The organism is Sphingomonas sp. NCPPB 2930 (assembly GCF_042867205.1).
Classification (GTDB): Bacteria; Pseudomonadota; Alphaproteobacteria; order Sphingomonadales; family Sphingomonadaceae; genus Sphingomonas.
On the sequence record NZ_JBHZQU010000020.1, the window covers coordinates 20,963 to 44,694 of the forward strand.

24 protein-coding genes are annotated in these 23,732 nt (G+C 66.8%); 16 read left to right on the forward strand and 8 right to left on the reverse strand.

Annotated elements, in window-relative coordinates:
* Nucleotides 1-168 precede the first annotated feature (168 nt).
* The 7 genes from ACFX59_RS16535 (at nt 169) to ACFX59_RS16565 (ending at nt 6,778) form a co-directional block, all read left to right on the forward strand.
* Nucleotides 169-1,197: a quinone-dependent dihydroorotate dehydrogenase gene (locus ACFX59_RS16535; RefSeq protein ID WP_387433818.1), complete on the forward strand. Its 1,029-nt coding sequence runs from the start codon at nt 169-171 to the stop codon at nt 1,195-1,197.
* A 46-nt stretch (nt 1,198-1,243) separates the two neighbouring features.
* The gene (gene ggt, locus ACFX59_RS16540; protein ID WP_387433821.1) at nt 1,244-2,989 is read left to right on the forward strand and encodes a gamma-glutamyltransferase; all 1,746 of its coding nucleotides are present in this window, start codon (nt 1,244-1,246) and stop codon (nt 2,987-2,989) included.
* 71 nt (nt 2,990-3,060) lie between these two features.
* Nucleotides 3,061-4,848, forward strand: a complete 1,788-nt coding sequence (locus ACFX59_RS16545) for an AMP-dependent synthetase/ligase (RefSeq protein ID WP_387433823.1) — start codon at nt 3,061-3,063, stop codon at nt 4,846-4,848.
* Between the two features lie 196 nt (nt 4,849-5,044).
* Nucleotides 5,045-5,281: a helix-turn-helix transcriptional regulator gene (locus ACFX59_RS16550; RefSeq protein WP_387433825.1), complete on the forward strand. Its 237-nt coding sequence runs from the start codon at nt 5,045-5,047 to the stop codon at nt 5,279-5,281.
* Nucleotides 5,281-5,766 carry a hypothetical protein gene (locus ACFX59_RS16555; protein ID WP_387433827.1) on the forward strand — a complete coding sequence of 162 codons (486 nt, stop codon included), beginning with the start codon at nt 5,281-5,283 and terminating at the stop codon, nt 5,764-5,766. Before ACFX59_RS16550 ends, ACFX59_RS16555 begins: the two co-directional genes overlap by 1 nt.
* Nucleotides 5,763-6,272, forward strand: coding sequence for a hypothetical protein (locus ACFX59_RS16560; RefSeq protein ID WP_387433830.1), 510 nt, complete (start codon nt 5,763-5,765; stop codon nt 6,270-6,272). The genes ACFX59_RS16555 and ACFX59_RS16560 overlap by 4 nt, the downstream gene beginning before the upstream one ends.
* Entirely contained in the window at nt 6,269-6,778 is a 510-nt protein-coding gene (locus ACFX59_RS16565) for a hypothetical protein (RefSeq protein ID WP_387433832.1), read from the forward strand. The genes ACFX59_RS16560 and ACFX59_RS16565 overlap by 4 nt, the downstream gene beginning before the upstream one ends.
* Before the next feature lie 64 nt (nt 6,779-6,842).
* On the opposite strand, the gene ACFX59_RS16570 is transcribed toward ACFX59_RS16565, so the two are convergent.
* A complete protein-coding gene (locus ACFX59_RS16570) occupies nt 6,843-8,366 on the reverse strand; it encodes a fumarate hydratase (RefSeq protein ID WP_387433835.1) in 1,524 nt (507 codons plus the stop codon).
* Between the two features lie 141 nt (nt 8,367-8,507).
* On the opposite strand from ACFX59_RS16570, the gene ACFX59_RS16575 reads away from it, so the two are divergent.
* From ACFX59_RS16575 to ACFX59_RS16590, 4 genes are all read left to right on the forward strand, one after another.
* On the forward strand, nt 8,508-11,162 hold the full coding sequence (locus tag ACFX59_RS16575) for a putative bifunctional diguanylate cyclase/phosphodiesterase (RefSeq protein WP_387433837.1): 2,655 nt from the start codon (nt 8,508-8,510) through the stop codon (nt 11,160-11,162).
* A gap of 87 nt (nt 11,163-11,249) precedes the next feature.
* Nucleotides 11,250-11,690, forward strand: a complete 441-nt coding sequence (locus ACFX59_RS16580; RefSeq protein WP_387433840.1) for a DUF3429 domain-containing protein — start codon at nt 11,250-11,252, stop codon at nt 11,688-11,690.
* A gap of 373 nt (nt 11,691-12,063) precedes the next feature.
* On the forward strand, nt 12,064-13,977 hold the full coding sequence (locus ACFX59_RS16585) for a ribonucleoside-diphosphate reductase subunit alpha (RefSeq protein WP_309704047.1): 1,914 nt from the start codon (nt 12,064-12,066) through the stop codon (nt 13,975-13,977).
* A 68-nt stretch (nt 13,978-14,045) separates the two neighbouring features.
* Nucleotides 14,046-14,474: an endonuclease domain-containing protein gene (locus ACFX59_RS16590; RefSeq protein ID WP_387433842.1), complete on the forward strand. Its 429-nt coding sequence runs from the start codon at nt 14,046-14,048 to the stop codon at nt 14,472-14,474.
* 74 nt (nt 14,475-14,548) lie between these two features.
* Here the strand turns inward: ACFX59_RS16590 and ACFX59_RS16595 are convergent, their stop codons facing one another.
* The gene (locus tag ACFX59_RS16595) at nt 14,549-14,800 is read right to left on the reverse strand and encodes a DUF2171 domain-containing protein (protein WP_261268835.1); all 252 of its coding nucleotides are present in this window, start codon (nt 14,798-14,800) and stop codon (nt 14,549-14,551) included.
* A gap of 56 nt (nt 14,801-14,856) precedes the next feature.
* Between ACFX59_RS16595 and ACFX59_RS16600 the strand changes: the two genes are divergently transcribed.
* Nucleotides 14,857-15,054: a hypothetical protein gene (locus ACFX59_RS16600; RefSeq protein WP_387433845.1), complete on the forward strand. Its 198-nt coding sequence runs from the start codon at nt 14,857-14,859 to the stop codon at nt 15,052-15,054.
* 46 nt (nt 15,055-15,100) lie between these two features.
* Entirely contained in the window at nt 15,101-16,156 is a 1,056-nt protein-coding gene (locus ACFX59_RS16605; protein WP_261268832.1) for a ribonucleotide-diphosphate reductase subunit beta, read from the forward strand.
* Nucleotides 16,157-16,516: 360 nt separating this feature from the next.
* Here ACFX59_RS16605 and ACFX59_RS16610 read toward each other — a convergent pair whose 3' ends face one another.
* The 5 genes from ACFX59_RS16610 to ACFX59_RS16630 all read right to left on the reverse strand — a co-directional run bounded on the left by ACFX59_RS16610 (nt 16,517) and on the right by ACFX59_RS16630 (nt 19,805).
* Nucleotides 16,517-16,849 carry an HNH endonuclease gene (locus ACFX59_RS16610; RefSeq protein ID WP_387433878.1) on the reverse strand — a complete coding sequence of 111 codons (333 nt, stop codon included), beginning with the start codon at nt 16,847-16,849 and terminating at the stop codon, nt 16,517-16,519.
* 93 nt (nt 16,850-16,942) lie between these two features.
* Entirely contained in the window at nt 16,943-17,587 is a 645-nt protein-coding gene (locus ACFX59_RS16615; RefSeq protein WP_307102644.1) for an outer membrane protein, read from the reverse strand.
* A 230-nt stretch (nt 17,588-17,817) separates the two neighbouring features.
* Nucleotides 17,818-18,144, reverse strand: coding sequence for an MliC family protein (locus tag ACFX59_RS16620; RefSeq protein ID WP_387433848.1), 327 nt, complete (start codon nt 18,142-18,144; stop codon nt 17,818-17,820).
* Entirely contained in the window at nt 18,141-18,482 is a 342-nt protein-coding gene (locus tag ACFX59_RS16625) for a DNA primase (protein ID WP_387433850.1), read from the reverse strand. Before ACFX59_RS16625 ends, ACFX59_RS16620 begins: the two co-directional genes overlap by 4 nt.
* Nucleotides 18,483-18,557: 75 nt before the next feature.
* Nucleotides 18,558-19,805, reverse strand: a complete 1,248-nt coding sequence (locus ACFX59_RS16630) for a multidrug effflux MFS transporter (protein ID WP_387433852.1) — start codon at nt 19,803-19,805, stop codon at nt 18,558-18,560.
* A gap of 165 nt (nt 19,806-19,970) precedes the next feature.
* On the opposite strand from ACFX59_RS16630, the gene ACFX59_RS16635 reads away from it, so the two are divergent.
* Together ACFX59_RS16635 and ACFX59_RS16640 are read left to right on the forward strand one after the other, a co-directional pair.
* Complete coding sequence (locus ACFX59_RS16635) at nt 19,971-20,480, forward strand: hypothetical protein (protein WP_387433854.1); 510 nt, start codon at nt 19,971-19,973, stop codon at nt 20,478-20,480.
* A gap of 84 nt (nt 20,481-20,564) precedes the next feature.
* Nucleotides 20,565-21,521: an isopenicillin N synthase family dioxygenase gene (locus ACFX59_RS16640; RefSeq protein ID WP_387433857.1), complete on the forward strand. Its 957-nt coding sequence runs from the start codon at nt 20,565-20,567 to the stop codon at nt 21,519-21,521.
* A 229-nt stretch (nt 21,522-21,750) separates the two neighbouring features.
* Here ACFX59_RS16640 and ACFX59_RS16645 read toward each other — a convergent pair whose 3' ends face one another.
* Nucleotides 21,751-23,040, reverse strand: a complete 1,290-nt coding sequence (locus tag ACFX59_RS16645; protein ID WP_307102634.1) for a homoserine dehydrogenase — start codon at nt 23,038-23,040, stop codon at nt 21,751-21,753.
* A 122-nt stretch (nt 23,041-23,162) separates the two neighbouring features.
* Here ACFX59_RS16645 and ACFX59_RS16650 point away from each other — a divergent pair, with 122 nt between their 5' ends.
* Nucleotides 23,163-23,726, forward strand: coding sequence for a 3'-5' exonuclease (locus ACFX59_RS16650; protein WP_309692365.1), 564 nt, complete (start codon nt 23,163-23,165; stop codon nt 23,724-23,726).
* The last annotated feature ends 6 nt before the right edge of the window (nt 23,727-23,732 follow it).

A 23,732-nucleotide genomic window follows, 5' to 3' on the forward strand; every position in this document is an offset into this window, starting at 1 on the left:
CCACCAACCCATGTTGGGTGATAGCGTTCCTTCCAAGCACAGGCCCTCTCCTCTTGGCACGCCCCCCACGACCCGCTCCCGCCTGCGGGAGGGGAGCAAGAAGGAGAAGAAAAAGGCGTAACGGCCCACATCTTCCCCATCCCCCCGCAATCCGCTAACCGGGCCGACATGGCCTTTTATCACCCGCTCCTCTTTGCCCTCGATGCCGAGCGCGCCCATGGTCTGACGGTTTCGATGCTGTCGCGCTGGGGCGCATTGGGCGCGCCGATGGGGACCGATCCGGCGCGCTATCCCCGGCTGGCGACGCGGGTGGCGGGGATCGATTTCGCCAATCCGCTGGGGCTGGCGGCGGGGGTCGACAAGAATGGCGAGGCGATCGACGGTTTTTTCGGGCTGGGCTTCGGCATGGTGGAGATCGGCACGCTGACCCCCAGGCCCCAGCCCGGCAACCCCAAGCCCCGCCTGTTCCGGCTGGTCGAGGACAAGGCGGTGGTCAACCGCTATGGCTTCAACAATGGCGGGCTGGATGCGGGACTGGCGCGGGCGCGCGCTGCGAAGCGCAAGGGCGTGCTGGGCATCAATGTCGGCGCGAACAAGGATGCCACGGACCGGATCGCCGACTATCGCCACGGCGTGACCCAGGCCGCGCCGATCGCCGATTATGTCACGATCAACATCTCCAGCCCCAACACGCCGGGCCTGCGCGACCTGCAACACGGGCCCGCCCTTGCCGAACTGCTGGCCGCCTCGCGCGAAGCCGCGGGTGCCGTGCCGCTGTTCCTGAAGGTCGCCCCCGACCTGGAGCCCGCGCAGATCGACGAGATCGCCCGCGCCGCGATCGACCACCGGCTGGACGCAATCATCATCGGCAACACCACCATCACCCGGCCGGACGTGAAGAGCAGCAACGCCGCCGAGACCGGCGGACTGTCGGGCCGTCCGCTCGCCCCGCTCGCCCGCACGCGGCTCGCCGAGTTCCGCAAGGCCACCGGGGCGGCCATGACCCTGATCGCGGCGGGCGGGATCGATTCGGGCGCGGAGGCCTATGCCCGCATCCGCAGCGGCGCGAGCCTGGTCCAGCTCTACTCCGCGCTGGTCTATGAGGGGCCGGGGCTGGCCGCGCGCATCCTCGCCGATCTCGACGCGCTGCTCGCCCGCGACGGTTTCGCCAGCATCGCCGAAGCGGTCGGCGCCTGACGTTACGGCTTGGCGGGGGCCGACCCTTGCCGCTAGGGTCGGCGGCATGAAGCACTGGCTCCTCTCCGTGGCGGCGCTCGCGCTGGCCCCCGTCGCGCCCGTTGAGGCGCGCCAGCCCGCCGCCAAGGCCCCCACCCAGGGCATGGTCAGCGCCGCCGATCCCCGCGCCGCCGCCGCCGGGGTCGAGATCCTGCGCGCCGGGGGCAGCGCGACCGACGCCGCGATCGCGACCATGCTGGCGCTCAACGTGGTCGAGCCGCAAAGCTCCGGCATCGGCGGCGGCAGCTACTGGGTCCGCCACGGCGCGCGCGGCACCGACACGATCGACGCGCGCGAGACCGCGCCGATGGCCGCCACACCCGACTGGTTCTACGGCCCCGATGGCCGCCCGCTATCCCATGCCGAGGCGGTTCCCGGCGGGCGCAGCGTCGGCGTCCCCGGCGCGCTGCGCGGCATGGCGCTGGCGCATGCCAGGGGCGGCAGGCTGCCCTGGGCGCGGCTGTTCCAGCCCGCGATCCGGCTGGCGCGCGACGGGTTCCAGCTGACCCCGCGGCTCCAGACCGCGCTGACCCGCTATGGCGGCCATGTCGATGCCGCGACCCGCGCGCGGCTGACCGGCCCCGATGGCCAGGTCCTCCCGCTGGGCAGCATCATCCGCAATCCCGAACAGGCCGCGCTGCTCGAGCGGATCGCTCGGCTCGGCCCCGACAGTTTCTATGTCGGCCCCCAGGCGCAGAAGCTGGTCACGACCGTCAACACCGCGACGCGCAATCCGTCGAAGATGACGACCGGCGATCTCGCCGCCTATGCCGCCAAGCCCCGCCCGCCGCTCTGCGCGCCCTATCGCGGCTACCGGATTTGCAGCATGGGCCCGTCCTCGGGCGGCGGATCGACCATGTTGTCGATCCTGAAGCTGCTCGAACGCTTCGACATGGCCAAGCTGGGCAAGGATTCGCCGGTGGCCTGGCATCTGTTCGCCGAGGCCTCGCGCCTCGCTTATGCCGATCGCGACATGTATCTGGGCGATCCCGATTATGTCCGCGTACCGCTGAAAGGGTTGTTCGATCCGGCCTATATCGCCGTCCGCTCGGCGCTGATCTCGCCCGATCGCACCATGGCGTCGGTATCGCCCGGCACCCCGCCCGGTGCCCCGCCGCGCGTCCGCGCGCCGGTCAGCGAGGTGCCCGGCACCACCGACCTCGTGACCGTGGACGACGCGGGCAATGTCGCCGAGGTGACGACCACCGTCGAGGGCTCGTTCGGATCGGGCCTGTCGGTCGACGGCACGATGCTCAACAACGAACTGACCGATTTCGACATCGTGCCGGTCAAGGACGGCGACCTCGTCGCCAACCGGGTCGAGGGCGGCAAGCGTCCGCGCAGCTCGATGTCGCCGACCATCGTCTATGGCCCCGACGGCAAGGTCCGGCTGGCGATCGGCGCGGCGGGCGGGTCGACCATCATCGCGCAGGTCGCCAAGGCGATCATCGGCGTCATCGACTGGAAGCTGAGCGCGCAGGATGCGATCGCGCAGGGGCTGCTCTTCGCGCCGGGCCATGTGGCGACGGTCGAACAGGGCACCTCGCTGGTCGCGCTGGTCCCCGGCCTCCAGGCGCTGGGCGAGACGGTGACGGTCGCGCCGATGGGGCTGAAGGCCAATGCCATCGAGCGCGTCGGCGGCCGCTGGGTCGGCGCCGCCGATCCGCGCAGCGAGGGCGTGGCGATCGACGTGACGGGTCGCATGACGGCGATCCGGCGTGTCGGCGACAAGCCGGGCCGTCCGGCCGAGTAAGCGACGAACCAGCAAACAAAGAGCCCGATCGCGCGTTGACGTGCACGATACGGGCCGGTGGGAGAGGCACCATGCGTACGCTCGAATATTTCCCCAATCTCGTCACCATGTTCTTCACCCGTGCCGCCGAGAAGGGCGACGCGCCGTTCCTGTGGCGCAAGCAGGGCGGCGCGTGGCACGCGATCAGCTGGGCCGAGGCGGCGCGGCAGGTGGCCAGCCTGTCGGCGGGGCTGCGCGCGACCGGGCTGCAACGCGGCGACCGGGTGATGCTGGTGTCGGAGAACCGCCCCGAATGGTGCATCGCCGACCTCGCCATCATGGCGGCGGGCTGCGTCACGGTGCCGACCTACACCACCAATACCGAGCGCGATCATACCCATATCATCGAGAATTCGGGCGCGCGCGCGGTCATCGTCTCGACCCAGAAGCTGGCGACGACGCTGCTCCCCGCCGCGCTACGCTCCAACCATGTCCAGACGGTGATCGGGTTCGAGCCGCTCAAGCTCGGCCCCGCGCAGATCGAGTGCCGCCAATATGACGCGCTGATCGCCGCGCATCCGACCGCGCCCGATGCGGTGGCCGCACAGGCCGATTTCGGCCGCAAGGACCTGGCCTGCATCATCTACACCTCGGGCACCGGCGGCGCGCCGCGCGGGGTGATGCAGCATCACGGCGCGATCCTGCACAATTGCGCCGGGTGCAGCGCGGTGATCGCGGAGGATTTCGGCTGGGAGGACGAGGTGTTCCTGTCCTTCCTCCCCCTCTCCCACGCCTATGAGCATACCGGCGGCCAGCATTTCCCGATCGCGCTGGGCGGGCAGATCTATTACGCCGAGGGCCTCGACAAGCTGGCCGCCAATATCGAGGAGGTGCGCCCGACGATCATGTTCGTCGTACCCCGCCTGTTCGAGGTGCTGCACACCCGCATCGCCAAGGCGATCGAGAAGAAGGGCGGGCTCGGCGCGCGGCTGCTCGACCAGGCGCTGGCGCTGGGCGCGCGCAGCTATGACGGCAAGCTGCGGCTGATCGACCGGCCCGCGCAACTGGCGGTGGCGACGCTGTTCAAGCCCAAGATCGCCAAGAAGTTCGGCGGAAGGCTGAAGGCGATGGTGTCGGGCGGCGCGCCGCTGAACCCCCAGGTCGGGCTGTTCTTCCATTCGATCGGCCTCACCTTGCTGCAAGGCTATGGCCAGACCGAGGCCGCGCCGGTCATTGCCTGCAACCGGCCGCGCGCCGGCGTGCGGATGGAAACGGTCGGCCCGCCGCTGGCGGATACCGAGGTCCGCATCGCCGAGGATGGCGAGATACTGGTGCGCGGCGAGTTGGTCATGCACGGCTATTGGCGCAATCCGGTCGAAACCGAGCGGGTGCTGAAGGACGGCTGGCTGCATACCGGCGATATCGGCGAGTTCGACGCGGCCGGTCGCCTGCGCATCACCGACCGCAAGAAGGACCTGATCATCAACGACAAGGGCGAGAATGTCGCCCCCCAGAAGGTCGAGGGGATGCTGACGCTCCAGCCCGAGATCGGCCAGGCGATGATCGCGGGCGACCGGCGCCCCTATATGGTCGCGCTGATCGTACCCGATGCGGAGTGGACGGCGGAATGGTGCGCGAAGTCGGGGACGGGGTGCAACCGCACCGCGCTGGACGACGATCTCGACTTCCGCGCGGCGGTCTCGGCGGCGGTCGACCGGGTCAATCGCGACCTGTCGGTGACCGAACGCATCCGCCGCTTCATCATCGCCGACGAACCCTTCACGATCGAAAACGAGCAGCTGACCCCGTCCTTGAAGATCCGCCGCCACGTCCTGCGCGAGATCTATGGCGAGCGCCTGGACGCGCTCTACCGGAATTGAACGTGTCCATTCCCCCCTGCAAGGGGAGGAGGGCCGCCGCGAAGCGGTGGTGGAGGGGTGTCACCGCCAGCCGTGACAGCCCTCCATCAGGGATTCGCCCTGCCACCTTCCCTGCAGGGAAGAAATGGATGCTTCCACCTTCGCACCCTCAAAACGAATCGTTGTGTAAACACAACAAGGCATATAGCCTACCTATATGCACAATCGCATCGCCCTGTTCCGCAACGACCGCAATGTGTCGCGACGCGAGCTGGCGGAGGCGGTCGGCGTCAATCCGCAGACGATCGGCTATCTCGAACGCGGCGACTATAAGCCCAGCCTCGAACTCGGCCTGAAGATCGCGGCCTATTTCGACGCGCCGGTCGAGCTGGTCTTCTCCCTTGCCCCCTTCCCCTCGCTTACCGACGCGCTGCGCCGGGATGGAGACGCGTGATGCGCTACGATGCCCGCTTCGAGCCCGCAGAGCCGCCTGCCCCGGTGATCCGGCGGCGCAAATGGGTTCGCTGGGCTCTTGCTTTCGGGATGATCTGGCCGGTCGCCGTCGCACTGGCGGTCACGGTGGCGGGGACGGAGCCGGACGGGTCACTATTGGTGGTAACGTTCTTCAATATCACCAACGCCTTTGGCCTGCCGCCGTTCGCCCGCACGCCATTATTCCTGCCGGGACGCGGCCGATATGACGAGTTCGAGGCGGCGGCCCTGGGGATCGCCACAGCACGCGCCCATGCGGCGATCGCGGCATTTCTGATCGCTCTTACCCTGGCCGCCGCCTGGGCGAGCCATGCTGGTGCGCCGGTCGTGATCGGCGCGCGATGCTGGCTGCTCTGGGCCATGGCGCTGGCGTCGCTGTTCACGACGCTGCCCGCGCTGCTGGCCGAAATCGCCATTCCCTTGCCCGAACAGGAGCGCGACGCATGACCGGCTATCGCGACGGCTATGACATCCACAAATGGAGCGCCAACGAGATGAAGCGGCGGCCGCGCCGCTACTGGGTGCGGTGGGGTTTGCTCGGCGGATTGGGCTTCGTCGCCGCCATCCCCGTCATGGAGATGCTGGTTCCAGGCGACGCGAATGGCGTGTTTCCCAATGTCATGTCGATGAGCATGCTTCTGGTCGCCACCTCTCTTTCCTCGCCTTTCGCGCGGCAATCGTGGCTGACGAAGCGCGGTTTCGAATCCTATGACGAGTATGAACGCGACGCCCTGCTGTCCGCGGCGCGGCGGGCATATCTTGTCAATCTGATCGTCATCGGCCTGCTCTTCACATGGCTAACGTTTGCCGCGCGTGTGGGCTGGCCGATGCCCCAGACATACCGGCAATGGGGCGCCGTCGGATATGCGACGGTCATGATGATGCTGATCCTGCCCATCATGTTCGCCGAGTTCATGGTCCCGATGCCCGATGCGGAGGACGAGACTCTGTGACGAACCAGCGGTTTTTCGAACGGCTCGACGCGATGGTGCGCTGGACCGGCGTGCCTGCTCTGGCTGAAGGAAAGCCCAGACGTCGGCCCTTGCGTGGTCCCGCGACTTTGGCGCTGGTGCTGGCGGCGACGGGCTATGCCATGGTGCTCGCGTCTCAGCGCTATTGGCTTGCGGGCTATATAATCCTGACGTTCGGCATGTCCGTCGGGAATTTCATGCGAATCTTCGGACCGCTCAAGCCCTGGGGCAGTATGGAGCGCGTCGACGAATGGGATGAAGCCACACGGTACCGGGCCGTCGCCTTCACCTATGCGATCATGTCGATCACAGCGCCGCTCGGTCTGATCCTGCTCGCAGCCTGCGCCAATTTGGCTGGATGGGACATGCCCCGATTGTCGATGGCCCTGACGGCGACAGCCCTTTTCCTCATGACGCTCGTCTCGGCTATGCCCACCGCCCATGCCAGCTGGACGGTGCGGTGGGACAAGGATGAGCAGGGCCACTAATGCCTGCCCCCCGCTTGACCTGAACGGAAGGAGGGATGATGTCGCCCCCTTCCGCGATACTGGCTTACGCCGGGGTCAGCAGCCCTTCCTTCGCGATCTTCTCGCGCCACACCAAAGGCGCCAGGGTGTGGACGTTCTGGCCTTCGGAGTCGACCGCGACGGTGACGGGGAAATTCTCCACGTCGAACTCGTAGATCGCCTCCATGCCCAGATCCTCGAAGCCGACGACCTTCGATCCCTTGATCGCGCGGGCGACGAGGTACGCCGCGCCGCCGACCGCCATCAGATAGGCGGACTGGTATTCGCGGATCGCGTCGGTCGCCGCCGGACCGCGCTCGGCCTTGCCGACCATCGCCAGCAGGCCCTGGTCGAGCATCATGCGGGTAAACTTGTCCATGCGGGTCGCGGTCGTCGGGCCCGCCGGGCCGACCACTTCCTCGCCGACCGGATCGACCGGGCCGACATAATAGATCACGCGGCCGCGAAACTCGACCGGCAGTTCCTCGCCGCGATCGAGCATGTCCTTGATCCGCTTGTGCGCGGCGTCGCGCCCCGTGAGCATCTTGCCGTTCAGCAACAGCCGGTCGCCATGCTTCCAGCTCTTCACCTCTTCCGGCGTCAGCGTGTTCAGGTCGACGCGGCGAGCGGCCTGGAGGTCGGGCTTCCAGTCGACCTTGGGCCATTCCTCCAGCTTGGGGGCTTCGAGATAGACAGGGCCCGAGCCGTCCAGCGTGAAATGCGCATGGCGGGTCGCGGCGCAATTGGGGATCATCGCGACGGGCTTGGACGCGGCATGGGTCGGCCAGTCGAGGATCTTGACGTCGAGGATGGTGGACAGGCCGCCCAGCCCCTGCGCGCCGATGCCCAGCGCATTGACCTTGTCGAACAGCTCGATGCGCAGCGCCTCGATATCGTTGCGCGGCCCACGCTCCTTCAACTGGCCCATGTCGATCGCGCCCATCAGCGATTCTTTGGCGAGCAGCACGGCCTTTTCGGCGGTGCCGCCGATGCCGATGCCGAGCATGCCGGGCGGGCACCAGCCAGCGCCCATCTGCGGCACCATTTCCAGCACCCAGTCGACGATCGAGTCGGACGGGTTCATCATCTTGAACTTGGACTTGTTCTCCGACCCGCCGCCCTTGGCCGCGACGTCGACCGTCACCTTGTTGCCCGGCACCATCTCGACATGGAGGACCGAGGGCGTGTTGTCCTTGGTATTGCGGCGCGTGAAGGCGGGGTCGGCGAGGATCGAGGCACGCAACTTGTTCTCCGGGTGGAGATAGGCGCGGCGCACGCCTTCATCGACCACTTCCTGCAGCGACCGGTCGCCCGACAGGCGGCAGTCCTGGCCCCATTTGACGAAGACGGTGACGATGCCGGTGTCCTGACAGATCGGGCGATGCCCCTCCGCGCACATCCGGCTGTTGGTCAGGATCTGCGCGATGGCATCCTTGGCCGCCGGGCTCTTCTCCGCCTCATAGGCTTTGCCGAGCGCGCGGATATAATCCATCGGGTGGTAATAGCTGATGAACTGGAGCGCGTCGGCCACGCTCTCGATCAGGTCGGTGTCGCGGATCAGGGTCGTCATGCGCGCCTTGTGCGACAGCGGCGCGTGGCTTGCAACGCCGCAGCGGAGCCAGGACGGCATTTCGCGTCCGGCCAGACTTTAATCTATCTTAACTTCGCTGAGGCAAGACGGGGGACCACCGATCGGGACCCCCTTTCGCGCATGCCTTCCGCTTCCGACCGCCTATCGTTTCTGGCCTTGCTGGGGCTCGTCGAGGATAATGACGAGCTGCTGGTCGAGGTGCATCTCAAGCGGTTGCAGACGCTGTGCCGGACCTGGCCGCTGGCGATCCTGCAGAATCTGGTCGCGGTCGCGCTCGTCCTCAGCTTCAGCCTGCGCGACGACCCATCCTGGATGCAGGTCCAGAAGGAGATTGCGAGCGGCGTGCTGGTCGGCAGCACGCTGATCTTCGGCATCGTGCTCGCCTGTGGCGAGGCGCGCCAATGGCCCTTCTACCGGCTCAAGCAATATCTGGTCGGACTGGGTTTCCTCGTGGCGCTGGCGACCGGCGCACTGCTGGCGCTGGTCATCGGGTCGCAGCATGCCCCCGGCCCCTGGACGCCGACGCTGGCGTTGATCTGCGCGATGTGGACGACCGCCGCGATGCTGCATCCGGTGCGCGGGGCGATGATCGGCTATTCCTTCGGCTTCGCCTTCATGGCGGTGATCGCGGCGCTGGCCTGGCGGGTGCCGCTGGCCCCGATTCTCGGCGCGGTGGTGCCGCCGCTGATCATCCTGGTCCTCAACGCCCGGCGCGTCGGCCGCCTGGACTATAATGTCGCGGACGCCCGCGCGCGCGCCTTTGGCGAGGGGCAGCAGGCGGTCAAGATGATCGCCGAGTTCGAGGAACATGGCACCGGCTGGTTCTGGGAAACCGACCGGCACGGGCGCCTGACCTATCTGTCGAGGAAGGTGGCCGAGGACCTCCAGTCCACCGGCCTCGCCTGCAAGGGCCGGCTGCTGACCGATCTGTTCCAGATGGACCCCTCGGCACCGGGGACCGAACGGACGCTGTCCTTCCACATGGCCTCGCGCACCAGTTTTTCCGACTATACCGTCTGCGCAGTCGATTCGGGTGCGGGCGATCCGGAACGATGGTGGTCGATCTCCGGCCGTCCGATCATCGACGGCATCGGCCGGTTCCGCGGCTTTATCGGCTCGGGCTCGGACCTGACCGAAAAGCGTCGCTCGGAGGCGGAGATTACCCGGCTGGCGCTGTTCGACAGCCTGACCGGCCTCGCCAACCGCCAGCGGATGAAGCTGTCGCTCGACACGATGCTCAAGCAATCGGTCAGCCCCTATCGCCCGACCGCGCTGTTCCTGATGGACCTCGACCGGTTCAAGGCGGTCAACGACACGCTGGGCCACCAGGCGGGCGACCTGTTGCTGCAACAGGTGGCGCGGCGGCTGGAACAGGCGGTGGGCGATGCCGGGCTGGTCGGCCGTCTGGGCGGCGACGAGTTCCAGATCCTGCTGCCCGGCACCGATTCGCGCGAAAGGCTGGCGGCGCTGGCCAGGGTCATCATCGACACCTTGTCGCAACCCTATGGCATCCAGGGCCATGACGTGACGATCGGCTGTTCGATCGGCATCGCCATCGCGCCCCAGGACGGCGCCGATTCGCAGACGCTGATCCGCAACGCCGATCTGGGGCTCTATGCCGCCAAGGGCGACGGGCGCGGCGTCCACCGATTCTATGCCGAGGCGATGCTGGAGGGCGCGCGCAGCCGCAAGAGGATGGAGGAGGATCTGCGCACCGCCATCGCGCAGAACCAGTTCCGCCTCGCCTATCAGCCGGTCGTGTCGACCCGCGACGAAGAGATTGTCGGGTTCGAGGCGCTGCTGCGCTGGTCCCATCCGACCCAGGGCGACATCTCGCCCGCGCAGTTCGTGCCGGTGGCCGAGGAATGCGGCCTGATCGAACAGATCGGCGAATGGGTGCTGCGCACCGCCTGCCTCGAGGCGGCGAGCTGGCCGCGTGCCGCGCGGGTGGCGGTCAACGTCTCGTCCATCCAGTTCGCCAAGCCGCATCTGCCCGTGCTGATCGGCCAGGCGCTGGAGCAATCGGGGCTGGCCCCGTCGCGGCTGGAGTTGGAGATCACCGAGAGCGTCTTCCTGAACGACGATCTGGAATCGCAGCGCCAGTTCGTGACGCTCAAGGCGCTGGGCGTGCGGCTGGCACTGGACGATTTCGGCACCGGCTATTCCTCGCTCGGCTATCTGCGCCATGCGCCGTTCGACAAGATCAAGATCGACCAGTCCTTCGTGCGCGGCGCGGTCGGGACCGGCAGCCGCAATGCCGCGATCATCCGCGCGATCGTGACGCTGGCCGACACGCTGGGCATGGAGACGACCGCCGAGGGCGTCGAGTTGCAGGACGAGATCGCGCTGATCCGCGATCTGGGGTGCAGCCAGATCCAGGGCTATGTCTATGGCAAGCCGAGCGGCGTGGAGGAGGTCCACCGCCTGCTGGGCGAACAGGGCGCGCGCGCCACGCCGGTGGGCATGAAGTCTCACCGTCGGCCGCGCACCAAGGTCCTGCGCGTCGCGCAGATCGTCTCGGGCGGGGCGACCGTCGATGTCCGGCTTCGCGACCTGTCGACCACCGGCATGATGATCGAGGGACTGCCCCCCGCCTATATCGTGGGTGGGGCTGCGGTGGGTGTCCGGCTGGGTGTCAACCCGCCCTTGCGCGGCTATATCCGTTGGGAGCGCGAAGGACGGGTCGGCATCGCCTTCGCCACCCCGCTGCCCGACGACCACCCCTGGCTGGAGGTCGCGCGCGACGAGGCCGAGCCGCATCATCGATCGGCATGAGGCGGATGGCGGGATAGGAAAGGGTCGCCGCACGTTCGCGCCGTCATGTCTTCCCCCGCACCGCCCCCCGCCCCCGGCGCCCTCCCCATGGCGGAGGCCGCCGACGCGCGGATTCCCCCGCTCAGCCTGATCTTCGGCTATGGGCCGGTGCTCGTCCTGCCGATCGCGGCGCTGGCCGCCTGGGCGAAGGTGCCGCTGGCGCTGCTGATCGGGCAGATCTGGGGGGCGGCGATCCTGATCTTCCTGGCGGGCGTGGCACGCGGCCTGAGCTTCTTCACGCCCGGCGGCCCCCATGTGTCGCAGATGCTGACCATGATCCTGCGCTTCTCGCTGGGGCTGCTGGCGCTGGTCGCGGGGCCGTCGACGGGCTTTGCGCTGTTGCTGATCGGCTATGCCTCGATCGCGCTGACCGATCCCTGGCTCGCCCGGTGGGGCGGGGCGCCGCGCCACTTCGCGCGGCTGCGCCCGCCCCAGATGCTGGTCGCCCTGGTCGGGCTGGCGGCACTGTTCTGGCTGTCGCTCGGCTGACCGGGGCGGGCGCCATCGACGTTCAAAAATATTTTTAGGGGCTTGCGCTTCGCGAACCCCGCAGACATCCATGCGTCGCGGGTTTCGACACCGCTTTGACGACCGCCATTCGTCGCAACCAACCCCCTTTCCGCGCTTTACCCCCCTTGCGGTGATCGCCGGGATTTTCCACTATGGATAGTGGAAGAGGTCGGGGACAACCCCAATCGCTGGTAGGAAGGGATCGGACCGACAGGCCCGGTCGGGATCGCGGAAGCGCCGGAAAACGGCCTTTGCGATGCCATTTCCCACCGTTCGCGACGCCTGTGGCACGGCTGTGCCGGGGGCGGGGCACCGACCCGAACGGATCAGGAACAAAGGAGCGGCATCAATGATGGACTTCAGGGATGACCGGGATAGCGACATGACGACTGACATGCTTGAGAAGATGGCGGCGGACATTGCCGCCCCGGCCCCGACGCCCGCCGACACCAAGTCGGTCCGGCCGCAGCCCTATCCGGTCGAGGTCGACCATGCCCGCGACGCGCGGCTGACCGATTTCGGCAAGGAAACGCTGAACGACCGCTACCTCCTGCCCGGCGAAAGCTATCAGGACCTGTTCGTGCGCGTCGCCTCGGCCTATGCCGACAATGCCGAGCATGCGCAGCGGCTGTACGACTATATCTCCAAGCTGTGGTTCATGCCCGCCACGCCCGTCCTGTCGAACGGCGGCACGGGTCGCGGCCTGCCGATCAGCTGCTACCTCAACTCGGTGCCCGACAGCCTGGACGGCATCGTCACCACCTGGAACGAGAATGTCTGGCTCGCCTCGCGCGGCGGCGGCATCGGCACCTATTGGGGCCAGGTGCGCGGCATCGGCGAGCCGGTCGGCCTGAACGGCAAGACCAGCGGCATCATCCCCTTCGTCCGCGTGATGGACTCGCTGACGCTGGCGATCAGCCAGGGTAGCCTGCGTCGCGGTTCGGCCGCCTGCTATCTCGACATCTCGCACCCCGAGATCGAGGAGTTCCTGGAAATCCGGAAACCCTCGGGCGACTTCAACCGCAAGGCGCTGAACCTCCATCACGGCGTGCTGATCCCCGACGCCTTCATGGAGGCGGTGCGCGACGGCGCCGAATGGCATCTGAAGAGCCCGAAGACCGGCGAAGTCCGCGCCACGGTCGACGCGCGCGCGCTGTTCCAGAAGCTGGTCGAGACCCGTCTGGCGACCGGCGAGCCGTACATCGTCTTCGCCGACCATGTGAACAAGAACATGCCCAAGCACCACCGCGAGCTGGGGCTGAAGGTGTCGACCTCGAACCTGTGCTCGGAAATCACCCTGCCGACCGGCATCGACCATAAGGGCAAGGACCGCACCGCGGTGTGCTGCCTGTCGTCGCTGAACCTGGAAACCTGGGACGAGTGGAAGGACGACAAGCAGTTCATCGAGGACGTGATGCGCTTCCTCGACAATGTCCTGCAGGACTATATCGACCGCCACGAACCGGGCATGGAGCGTGCCGCCTATTCGGCCGGTCGCGAGCGATCGGTGGGCCTGGGCGTGATGGGCTTCCACAGCTTCCTCCAGGCGCGCGGCATCCCCTTTGAGGGCGCGATGGCCAAGTCGTGGAACCTGCGCATGTTCAAGCACATCAACGCGCAGGTGAACCAGGCGTCGATGACCCTGGCGGTCGAGCGTGGGCCCTGTCCCGACGCGGCGGACGTCGGCGTGATGGAACGTTTCAGCTGCAAGATGGCGATCGCGCCGACCGCGTCGATCAGCATCATCTGCGGCGGCACCAGCGCCTGTATCGAGCCGATCCCGGCGAACATCTATACCCACAAGACGCTGTCGGGTTCGTTCTCGGTCAAGAACACCTATCTTGAAAAGCTGCTGATCGAGAAGTCGAAGAACTCGGACGCGGTGTGGAACTCGATCCTCGAACATGGCGGCTCGGTCCAGCATCTCGACTTTCTGAGCCAGGAAGAGAAGGACACGTTCAAGACCTCGTTCGAGATCGACCAGCGCTGGCTGCTCGAACTGGCGGGGGACCGGACGCCCTATATTGACCAGGCGCAGTCGCTGAACCTGTTCATCCCGGCCGACGTGGAGAAGTGGGACCTGCTGATGCTCCACTTCCGCGCGTGGGAGCTGGGCATCAAGTCGCTCTATTATCTCCGCTCGAAGTCGGTGCAGCGCGCCGGTTTCGCCGGGAGCGGCGGCGTTGAGGCGGACAACACGATCAGCGCACCCAAGTTCGAGATCGGCGAGACGACCGATTACGACGAGTGCCTGGCCTGTCAGTGAGGTGAGCTGTCAATCCCTCTCCCCTCGGGAGAGGGAGGGAGCCGCGAAGGCGGCGGAAGGGTGAGGGTGTGCGTCACTACGACAATCATCGCTCCGGCACGGTGCAACGCGCCCGCCAACTCCGCCGCGACGCGCCCGACCCCGAACGCCGCCTGCTCCGCGCGCTGCGTGAAACCTATCCGCATCTGAAATGGCGTCATCAGACGCCGCTGGGACCTTTCTTCGCCGACATGCTGTGCTTTTCCGAAAAGCTGGTCATCGAGGTCGACGGCGACACTCATGTCGTCGCGGAAGGCCATGACGCGTCCCGCGAAGCCTATATGGCGCGCGAGGGGTATCGGACGGTCCGCGTGACCAACGCGGAGGTAATGCAAAATCTTGAAGGCGTGATCGCTCAAATCTCCTTCTCCCTGCGGGAGAAGGAAGGGGCCCGCGCGGCACAGCCGCGTGGGAAGGATGAGGGTGGATCGCCCACGGAAAAGGGCGGCGCCGCATGACCGACACCGCCCTCACCCTTCCGCGCCCTGACGGGCGCTCCCTCCCTCTCCCACAGGGAGAGGGAGACTATGCCTCACTCCGCCTCTTCGAACTGGTCGACGGCGTTCTGCGCGGTCGCCGACAGGCGGACCTGATCGCCCTCGACCTCGGCGACCAGGCCGATCGGCAGGTAATGATGCTTGGCGCCCTGCCCGTCCTCGGTCTGGGGGCTGTCGTTCTTGGTCAGCTTGATGCGGTCGCCCTGGACATGGTCGACCGTCCCGACATGGACGCCGTCCGCACCGATGACTTCGGCATGTTCCTTGATCTGGCTGACATCGACCATCTTGAATCTCCTGTGTTGGGTTCGGTTTCGGAACGCGCCACACCGGAATTGGTCGCATGACATCGGCGTTCATCATGTACGCCGTCTCCGCCTTGCTGGGCGGGATCGGCTTGATCCTGCTGTTGCAGCTCCGCACGCCCCGGTCGGAGCAGGGCCGTTACGCCCGGCTGATCGCGGGCACCATGTTCGCCATGGGCGGGATCATTCTCGCCGGTTTCGCCACCGCTCTGCGCTCCTGGGCCAGCAGCGGCTGAACCGGCCTTCACCCTCTTCACGTCATTCGTATCCGGAGTAACCCCGATGCCACTTCTCCAAGCCTCCAAGCAGTATAAGCCCTTCGAATACCCCTGGGCGTTCGAGTTCTGGAAGCGCCAGCAACAGCTCCACTGGCTGCCCGAAGAGGTGCCGCTGGGCGAGGATTGCCGCGACTGGGCGCAGAAGCTGACCGATCATGAGCGCAACCTGCTGACCCAGATCTTCCGCTTCTTCACCCAGGCGGACGTCGAGGTGCAGGACTGCTATCACGAGAAATATGGCCGGGTGTTCAAGCCGACCGAGATCAAGATGATGCTGACCGCCTTCTCCAACATGGAGACGGTGCACATCGCGGCGTACAGCCATCTGCTCGACACGATCGGCATGCCCGAAAGCGAATATGGCGCCTTCCTCGAATATGCCGAGATGAAGGACAAGCATGATTACATGCAGAATTTCGGCGTCGACAGCGACGAGGACATTGCGCGCACGCTGGCGATGTTCGGCGGCTTCACCGAGGGCGTCCAGCTGTTCGCCAGCTTCGCGATGCTGATGAACTTCCCGCGCTTCAACAAGATGAAGGGCATGGGCCAGATCGTCAGCTGGTCGGTGCGCGACGAGAGTCTGCACTGCGAGGGCATCATCCGCATGTTCCACGCCTTCTGCCAGGAGCGCCAGTGCCTGACCAAGGCGGTGAAGGACGACATCGCCGATGTGTGCCAGACGACGATCCGCCTGGAGGACAATTTCATCGACCTCGCCTTTGAAATGGGCCCGGTCGAAGGGATGAAGCCCAAGGAGATCAAGAAGTATATCCGCTACATCGCCGACTGGCGCCTGGGCCAGCTGGGCCTGAAGCCGATCTACATGATCGACGAGCACCCGCTGCCCTGGCTGACCCCGCTGCTCAACGGCGTGGAGCATGCGAACTTCTTCGAGACGCGCGCGACCGAATATTCGAAGGCGGCGACGCGCGGCCAGTGGAACGACGTCTGGGACGCGTTCGACACGCGGCAAAAGGCCAAGACCGCCAAGGCGGCGAACGAGGAGCCGGGCGAGACCGGCGACATGTTCTCGGCCGCGGGCGTCGCGGCGGAGTGATTGCCGAAAGGGCGGGCTTCGGTCCGCCCTTTTTTTTCGCTCGAAGCCGCGATGGCGCGAAGAGGTGTGGTTCGCGCAGAGGCGCGGAGGGCGCAGAGATCATTCGGGTGCGCTGCCCGCTCCCCACTTCCGTTCAGCCTGAGCGTAGTCGAAGGCCAAGGGAAACCGTCTCCCCACAGCCCTCACGGCCGCAGGCCAAACTCGACATTTCATAGTGTGACAGGCGTTATTCCGTGGCCTTCGACTACGCTCAGGCTGAACGGATGTGAGAATATAATCCCCGCCCTCTTCTCTCCGCGTCCTCTGCGCCTCTGCGCGAACCAAACTTCTTCGCGCCATCGCGTCTTCGCGCGAACCAAATCACCGCGCCGCGCGCGTCGGCGCATGGAAGTCCGCCGGTTTCCCGGCAATCCACCGCAGGAACCGCGCCATCTCCGGATGCGCCCGCAATACCACGAAGTCCGAAAACCCCCGCGCCAGTTCCGCGTTGGAAAAGGTCGCATGGATGGTCCGATGACAGATGGGATGAACCGGCACCGTCTCGCGCCCGCCTTCGCTCTTGGGAACGGGGTGGTGCCATTCCACCTTCGCCCCCAGCGGCCGATCGCACAGCGCGCAAGATCGCGGCGGTGCCCGCTCGACCCGTTCGGCGGCGGCCGCCAGTCCCGCCTTGCGTTTTACCCGACCGACCATCGCCATCGATATGGGAAGCCTGTCCACAAAGGAAAACGGGGTCCGGCATCACTGCCGAACCCCGCCACCTTAAGCCAACTGGACCCCGAGGGATCAGAAGTGTGCGACGACACCCGCCATCGGGCGGAACGAATGTGCGTCGTCGAAGGTCGAAACTTCCAGACGGAGGCGCAGACCCGAGTTGCCGGTCAGGCCGCCCAGACCGATGTCCTTCGGGCCGACTTCGGCGCCGACGCCATAGACGGTCGCGTGATAGTCACGCTTCAGGTCGCCAGCGACGCCCGGAGCGAAGTTGTGGAAGTTGTTCCAGCGATAGCCGACCTTGCCGTAGAACAGGCCGCTCTCACCGGCGCGGAAGCCCGCGCGGCCATAGGCGCCATACTGCCAGTCGATGTCGCCCGACACGCCCTTGGCGACCGCGCCCTCGGCGCCGACGAACACCGGGCCCAGCGGCACGTTGAAGCCGACGATGCCCTCGACCAGTGCGCCGTCCAGGTTATAGCCCTTGGGCTGCGTGGGAATGCCGGCGACCGACTGGCGATCGAACTGCTCCCAACCACCCATGACCGCGACGTACGGCTCGATACCGAAGGCGCGGGTGCCATCGGGAGCGGTCGCGGTGTCGGCGGCCGGGGCGGGTGCCGCAGCCGTCGTGTCGGTGGTGTTCATGTCCTGTGCCATGGCAGGCACGGCAACGAACGCGGCCGCCGCAGCGGCGACGAGGGAAAGCTTACGCATGTGAGATACCCTTCTCTTATTCTATGTGGGGCGGCGGATCGAACCGCTCAGCCCAGGCCCGCTTAACCGGCAAAACCGTGCGGGGTTGCACGAAGATCGTCATTTTGGTCGCGTTGTGGGAACCTGTTGCCGTGATGACACAGTTCCTGTCACCTAGATGAACCAATTGAGGGGAGAATGCGGCGGCCCAGATTTTCCGCCATTTTTTCGCCTTGAATGATGGCTGCGCCTCAGCGGACGGCCTGGCAGCGGAGGGAATCGCCGGCGGGGCGTGTCAAAACAACCTCACCCCCCTTGCCGCGCAGATCATGACCGAACCCGGCATAATGGATGCCGGACGCGACCGGCTGACCGGTCAGGCGTATCGCCAGATCGCCGTCCAGCCGCATCAGCGCGCTGTCATCGCGATTGTCGAAACGGACCCAGAAGCGGCTGCCATTCTCGCACCGGAAATCGGTCGAGACCATCGGCGGCATCGAGGAGCGGGGATCGGGCATGGTCGAACAGCCGACCAACACAATCCCCCCGGCCGCCAGCGCGACAGGCAGGCGGTTCATGGCCGCAGCGCGGCGTCGTCGGCTTCGTCGATATCGCCGTCGGCGACGGTGTCGTCCTCGAAATCCTCCTGGAGATCGTCTTCGTCGATATCCTCGGCGGCCATGTCGACCGAGGCATCGCTCTCGCCCACCTCTTCGGAGTCCATGTCGAGTTCGTCGATCGGCTCGTCCTCCACCGTATCGTCGCCCAGATCGGGGTCGATATCGGTGATCAGCACGCCATCGCTGGGGCCGTCGCGCGTCGCCTCCAGGATTTCGGCGCGCTGGCTCTCGTCATAGCCTTCCTCGTCCCAGCCATCGTCGCCGGGTCCCTGGCTGGAAACCTGATGTCCGCCCATCCTTGCCTCCTGTGATCTGTGGAGGGTGGAACGGTGCGGCGGCCCGGCCGGTTCCCGGCGCGGGCCGTGCGCGTGTCAGAGGGGGCGGAACATCCGCCCGCGCTCGGTCGCGAAGACAAAGGCGAAGGCCGCGCAGCCCGCCACCAGGAAGCCCAGCGTCAAGGGCCGGGTCGTCCCGTCAAAGGCCTGGCCGATCCCGGCGCCGATCACCGACCCGATGGTGACGCTGGCAAAGCCCTGCACGCTCGACGCGGTGCCCGCGATGCCGCCCATATTCTCCATCGCCATCGCCGAGAAATTGGAGGTCGCCAGACCGAAACAGGCCATGGTGATCGCCTGAAGCACCGCGAACACGATCAGCGATTCGCCACCGAACCACGCGATCGCCAGATGCAGCGCCGAGACGATAATCAGGATCGTCACCGAGCTGTGGCTGATCAGCCGCGTGCCCAGCCGCATGACGATCCGCGAGTTGAGCAGATTGGCCGCCGCCATCGTCACCGAGGTCGTGGCGAAGATCAGCGCGAGCAGCTTTTCGCGCCCGAACGTCACCGCCATGATCGGCTGCACCGAGTTGAGATAGCCATAGAGCGCCGCCATCAGCGCGGTCGCCGCCAGCGTATAGCCCAGCGACAGCCGGTCGGCCGCCGTCTGCCGCCAGCCGCGCCAGATCCGGTCGAGCGAGATGGGCAGCCGCGCCTCGGGCTTCAGCGTCTCGGGCATGCGGACCGCGAACCAGATCAGCACCAGCGTGGCGAGGCCCGCAATGGTCCAGAAGATCAGCCGCCAATTGCCGAACAAGAGCACCAGCTCACCGAAGGCGGGCGCCAGGATCGGCACCACCATGAACACCATGAAGGCGATCGACATCACCTGCGCCATGGCGCGACCATGATAGCAGTCGCGGACCAGCGCCACCGTCGCCACCCGCGTCGCCGCGATCGCCGCGCCCGCACAGACGCGCGCGACCATCAGCAGCAGGAAGCTGCCCGCCATCGCCGCCGCGCCATTGGCGATGATATAGATGACCAGCGCCACGATCAGCACCCGCCGCCGCCCATAACGGTCCGCCAGCGGCCCATGCACCAGCTGCGCCACGCCGAACCCGATCAGGAAGGCGGTGACGACGAACGGCCGCTGGGTGGGCGACGCGTTCAGCGCCTCGCCGATGGCGGGCAGCGCGGGCAGCATCGAATCGATCCCCAGCGCGGTCAGCGCCATCAGCGCCGCGATCAGCAGGACGAATTCGACAAAGCCGATGGGCGCGCCGGGGGTGTCGGCGGCGACGGGGGTCGCCGGATCAGCGGAACGGGATTCGGACATGATGCCTGTCCCATAAGCGCGTTCGGACGCCAGGGAAACCGGGAAAACCCAACCGAGCCGATCACCTTCGCCCTCAACCGCGTTCAGCGCGTCGACAGCTTGCGCGCGCCACACACCACCCCCACGTGTATCGGACCGACAGGACACTGGAGGGAGTTTGCCGTCATGACCATCCTGCATCGAATCGCCCTGCCCCTCTCGCTGGGCACGGCATTGGCGCTGGCGGGGACGCTGGCGGGTTGCGACCGGCCGACCGACGGCACCTCGGTGACGATCAACAGCTCGGACGGCCAGACACTGGCGGCGGTCGACGGCAGGTCGGGCGAGGTGAAGCTGGCGCTGCCCGGCTTCACCGGCGCGTTCAAGCTGCCCAAGGTGTCGCTGGAGGCGGATAATTTCGAGCTGAACGGCGTCCACCTCTATCCCGGCTCGAAGATCCGCAACGTCGATGTCGGCAATGGCCGCGACAAGGCGTTCGTCATGACCTTCGACAGCCCCGCCGATCCGCAGACGGTGCGCGACTGGTTCCGCGACAAGATGACGGATGCCGATTTCACCCTGACCGATCGCGGCGAGGGGCTGGTCGGCACCACCGCCGAGAACAAGCGCTTCCGACTCGAGCTGCGCGATGCGGGCGGCGACCGATCGACGGGCACGATCACGCTCGGCGGATAAATTGACCGCCGACCGGCTGGCCTGTTCGGGCCGGTAGGGACATTATATAGCCTTACGCCTATTCGATTTCTGGACGATATATTCATGACCGACACCCGCTCCGCCGAGGTCCCGACGCTCAGCCTGGCCGATCAGGACCGCGATCCCCAGGCGTTCGCCGCCGCGCTGGGCGGTTCGTTCGAGCGGTTCGGCTTTGCGATCGTCGCCGACCACGGCGTCCCCGCCGAGCTGATCGACCGCGCCTGGGCGCAGACTAAGGCGCTGTTCGACCTGCCCGAGGAGGAGAAGCGCGGCTATCACATCCCCGGCGGCGGCGGTGCGCGCGGCTATACCCCGTTCAAGACCGAGATCGCCAAGGATGCCAAGGTCGTCGACCTCAAGGAATTCTGGCATGTCGGCCGCGAACTGCCCGAGGGTCATGCCTATGCCGACCGGATGCCCGCCAATATCTGGCCCACCCGGCCCGAGGGGTTCCGCGACGACTTTCTCGAACTCTTCACCGCGTTCGACCGCGCGGGGGATCGCCTGCTGTCGGCCATCGCCCGGCATCTGAAGCTCGATCCGCATTGGTTCGATCCGGCGGTCAAGGACGGCAATTCGGTGCTGCGCCTGCTCCATTATCCCCCCATCCCGGCGGATGCCGAGGGCGTGCGGGCGGGCGCGCATGAGGATATCAACCTCATCACCCTGTTGCTGGGCGCGGAAGAGGCGGGGCTGGAACTGCTCGACCGCGATTCGGGCGAATGGCTGGCGATCCGCCCGCCCGAGGGGGCGATGGTGGTCAATGTCGGCGACATGCTCCAGCGGCTGACCAACCATGTCCTGCCCTCGACCACGCACCGGGTGGTCAACCCGCCGGTCGAGCGGCGCGGCTTCTCGCGTTACTCGATGCCCTTCTTCCTGCACCCCGCGCCAGATTTCCTGATCGAGACGCTGCCGGGCACGGTGACGGCGGACAATCCGAACCGCTATCCGACGCCGATCACGGCACATGACTATCTGTACGAGCGGCTGGTCGAGATCGGGTTGATCAAGAAGTAAGGGAAGGGCTCGGTGAGACACCGCCCTCCCCCAGCCCCTCCCGCCTGCGGGAGGGGAGCGGCAAGGACGAAACGCCGAATTCCATAAACTTCTCTCCCGCAAGCGGGAGGCATCACCCTAAAACTCCCCTCCAGCAGGCGGGAGGCGTCACCTTAAAGCTCCCCTCCCGCAGGCGGGAGGGGCTGGGGGAGGGCAAGGGGCCTCGCAGAGACCCTACACCCCCGAAAAATCACCCCAGAATATGCATCAACAGCGGCTGCCCCACGAGGCTCTGGCTGCCGCGCAACCGCTCCAGCGCCTGGGCAACCGCGCGCTCCGGCCCCTCATGAGTCACGATGGCGATCATCACGCCGCCATCGGCCGCTTCGCCGCGCTGGATCAGGCTTTCGATCGACACGCCCGCATCGCGCATCGCCGCCGCGATCTCGGCCAGCACGCCGACCTTGTCCTGCACGGTGAAGCGCAGATAGGCGCGCCCGCGCCGCTCGCCGCTATCGGCCTTGGCCGCCGGGATCAGTTCGTGCGCGGGCATGGCGAAGGACGCGCCATATTCGCCGCGCGCAATGTCGATCAGGTCGGCGACCACCGCGCTGGCGGTCGGGCCATCGCCCGCGCCCGCGCCCTGGAACAGCAGGCGGCCGACGAAATTGCCCTCCGCGACCACCGCATTGGTCGATCCGGTGACATGCGCCAGCGGATGGTCGAGCGGCACCAGATGGGGATGCACCCGCTGGAACAGGCCGTTCGCCCCTTCCTCCGCCACGCCGACCAGACGGACCCGGTAGCCCAGCGAGGCCGCCTGCGCGATATCGGCGGCCAGGACATGGCGCACCCCGCCGATCGCGACATCGCCGAACGCCGGCTGCGTGCCGAAGGCGATGGCGGCCAGGATCGACAGCTTGTGCGCGGCATCCACCCCGTCAATGTCGAAGCTGGGGTCCGCCTCGGCATAGCCCAGCGCCTGCGCCTCGGCGAGCACCTCGGCAAAGTCGCGGCCCTCCGCCTCCATCTTGGACAGGATGAAATTGCAGGTGCCGTTCAGGATGCCATAGACGCGCGCGATGGCATTGGCCGCCGCGCCTTCGCGCAGCCCCTTGATGACCGGGATGCCGCCCGCCACCGCCGCCTCGAACTTCAGCGCCGCCTTCGACGCCTCCGCCTTCTGCGCCAGCTCCAGCCCGTGATGCGCCAGCATCGCCTTGTTGGCGGTGACGAAGCCGCGCCCGGCCTCCAGCGCGGTGCGCGCCAGCGTCAGCGCGGGGCCGTCCGATCCGCCGATCAGCTCGACCACGACATCGGCATCCTCGCGCGCGGCGAGCGCGGCGGTGTCGTCCACCCATTCGAACCGCGACAGGTCGACGCCGCGATCCTTGGTCCGGTCGCGCGCGGAAACGGCGACGATCTCGATCGGGCGACCGGCACGCCGGGTAATCAGCTCCCGGTTCGCGTCGAGCAGGCGAATGACGCCGCCCCCCACCGTACCGAGTCCCGCCAAAGCCACCCGCAATGCGTCGCCCATCATCTTTTCCCGTATCCAGAGCGTTCGTTGAGCCTGGGCGGGTAGCGGATAGAAATGGTCGCTGTCGAGCGGGCAGGCGACCTTTTATTGCTCGAAACGCCAGATCGCGCTAAAGTGGCGGGATGATTTCCCCCGATTTCGTGGTCATCGACGTCGAAACCGCCTGTTCGCGTACCAGCAGCATCTGCCAGATCGGTATCGTCGGCTATACGGACGGAGTCGAGGTGCTCGCCTATGAGACGCTGGTCGATCCGTGCGACGAGTTCAGCCCCTTCAATATCGGCATCCATGGCATCACCGCCGATCATGTCCTGGGCAAGCCCAATTTCGCCGCGCTCCATCCCGAACTGGCCGGGCATCTGGGCGGGCGGGTGACGGTGGCGCATTCGGGGTTCGACAAGGGGGCGCTGGGCCGCGCCTGCGAACGCGACGCGCTGCCCCCGATCGCCGCGCGCTGGCTGGACAGCGTGACCATCGCCCGGCGGGCCTGGCCCGAGCTGCCCAATCACAAGCTGAGCACGCTGGCCGCCTTCCTCGAGCTGGAACACCGCCACCATGACGCGCTGAGCGATGCGCGCGCGGCCGGACAGGTGGTGCTGCGCGCGATGGCGCAGACCGGGCTGACGCTGGCCGACTGGTTCGCCCCGCCGCCCTCGGCCCGGTCGCGGCGACAGGCGCGCGGCTGAGGGGCG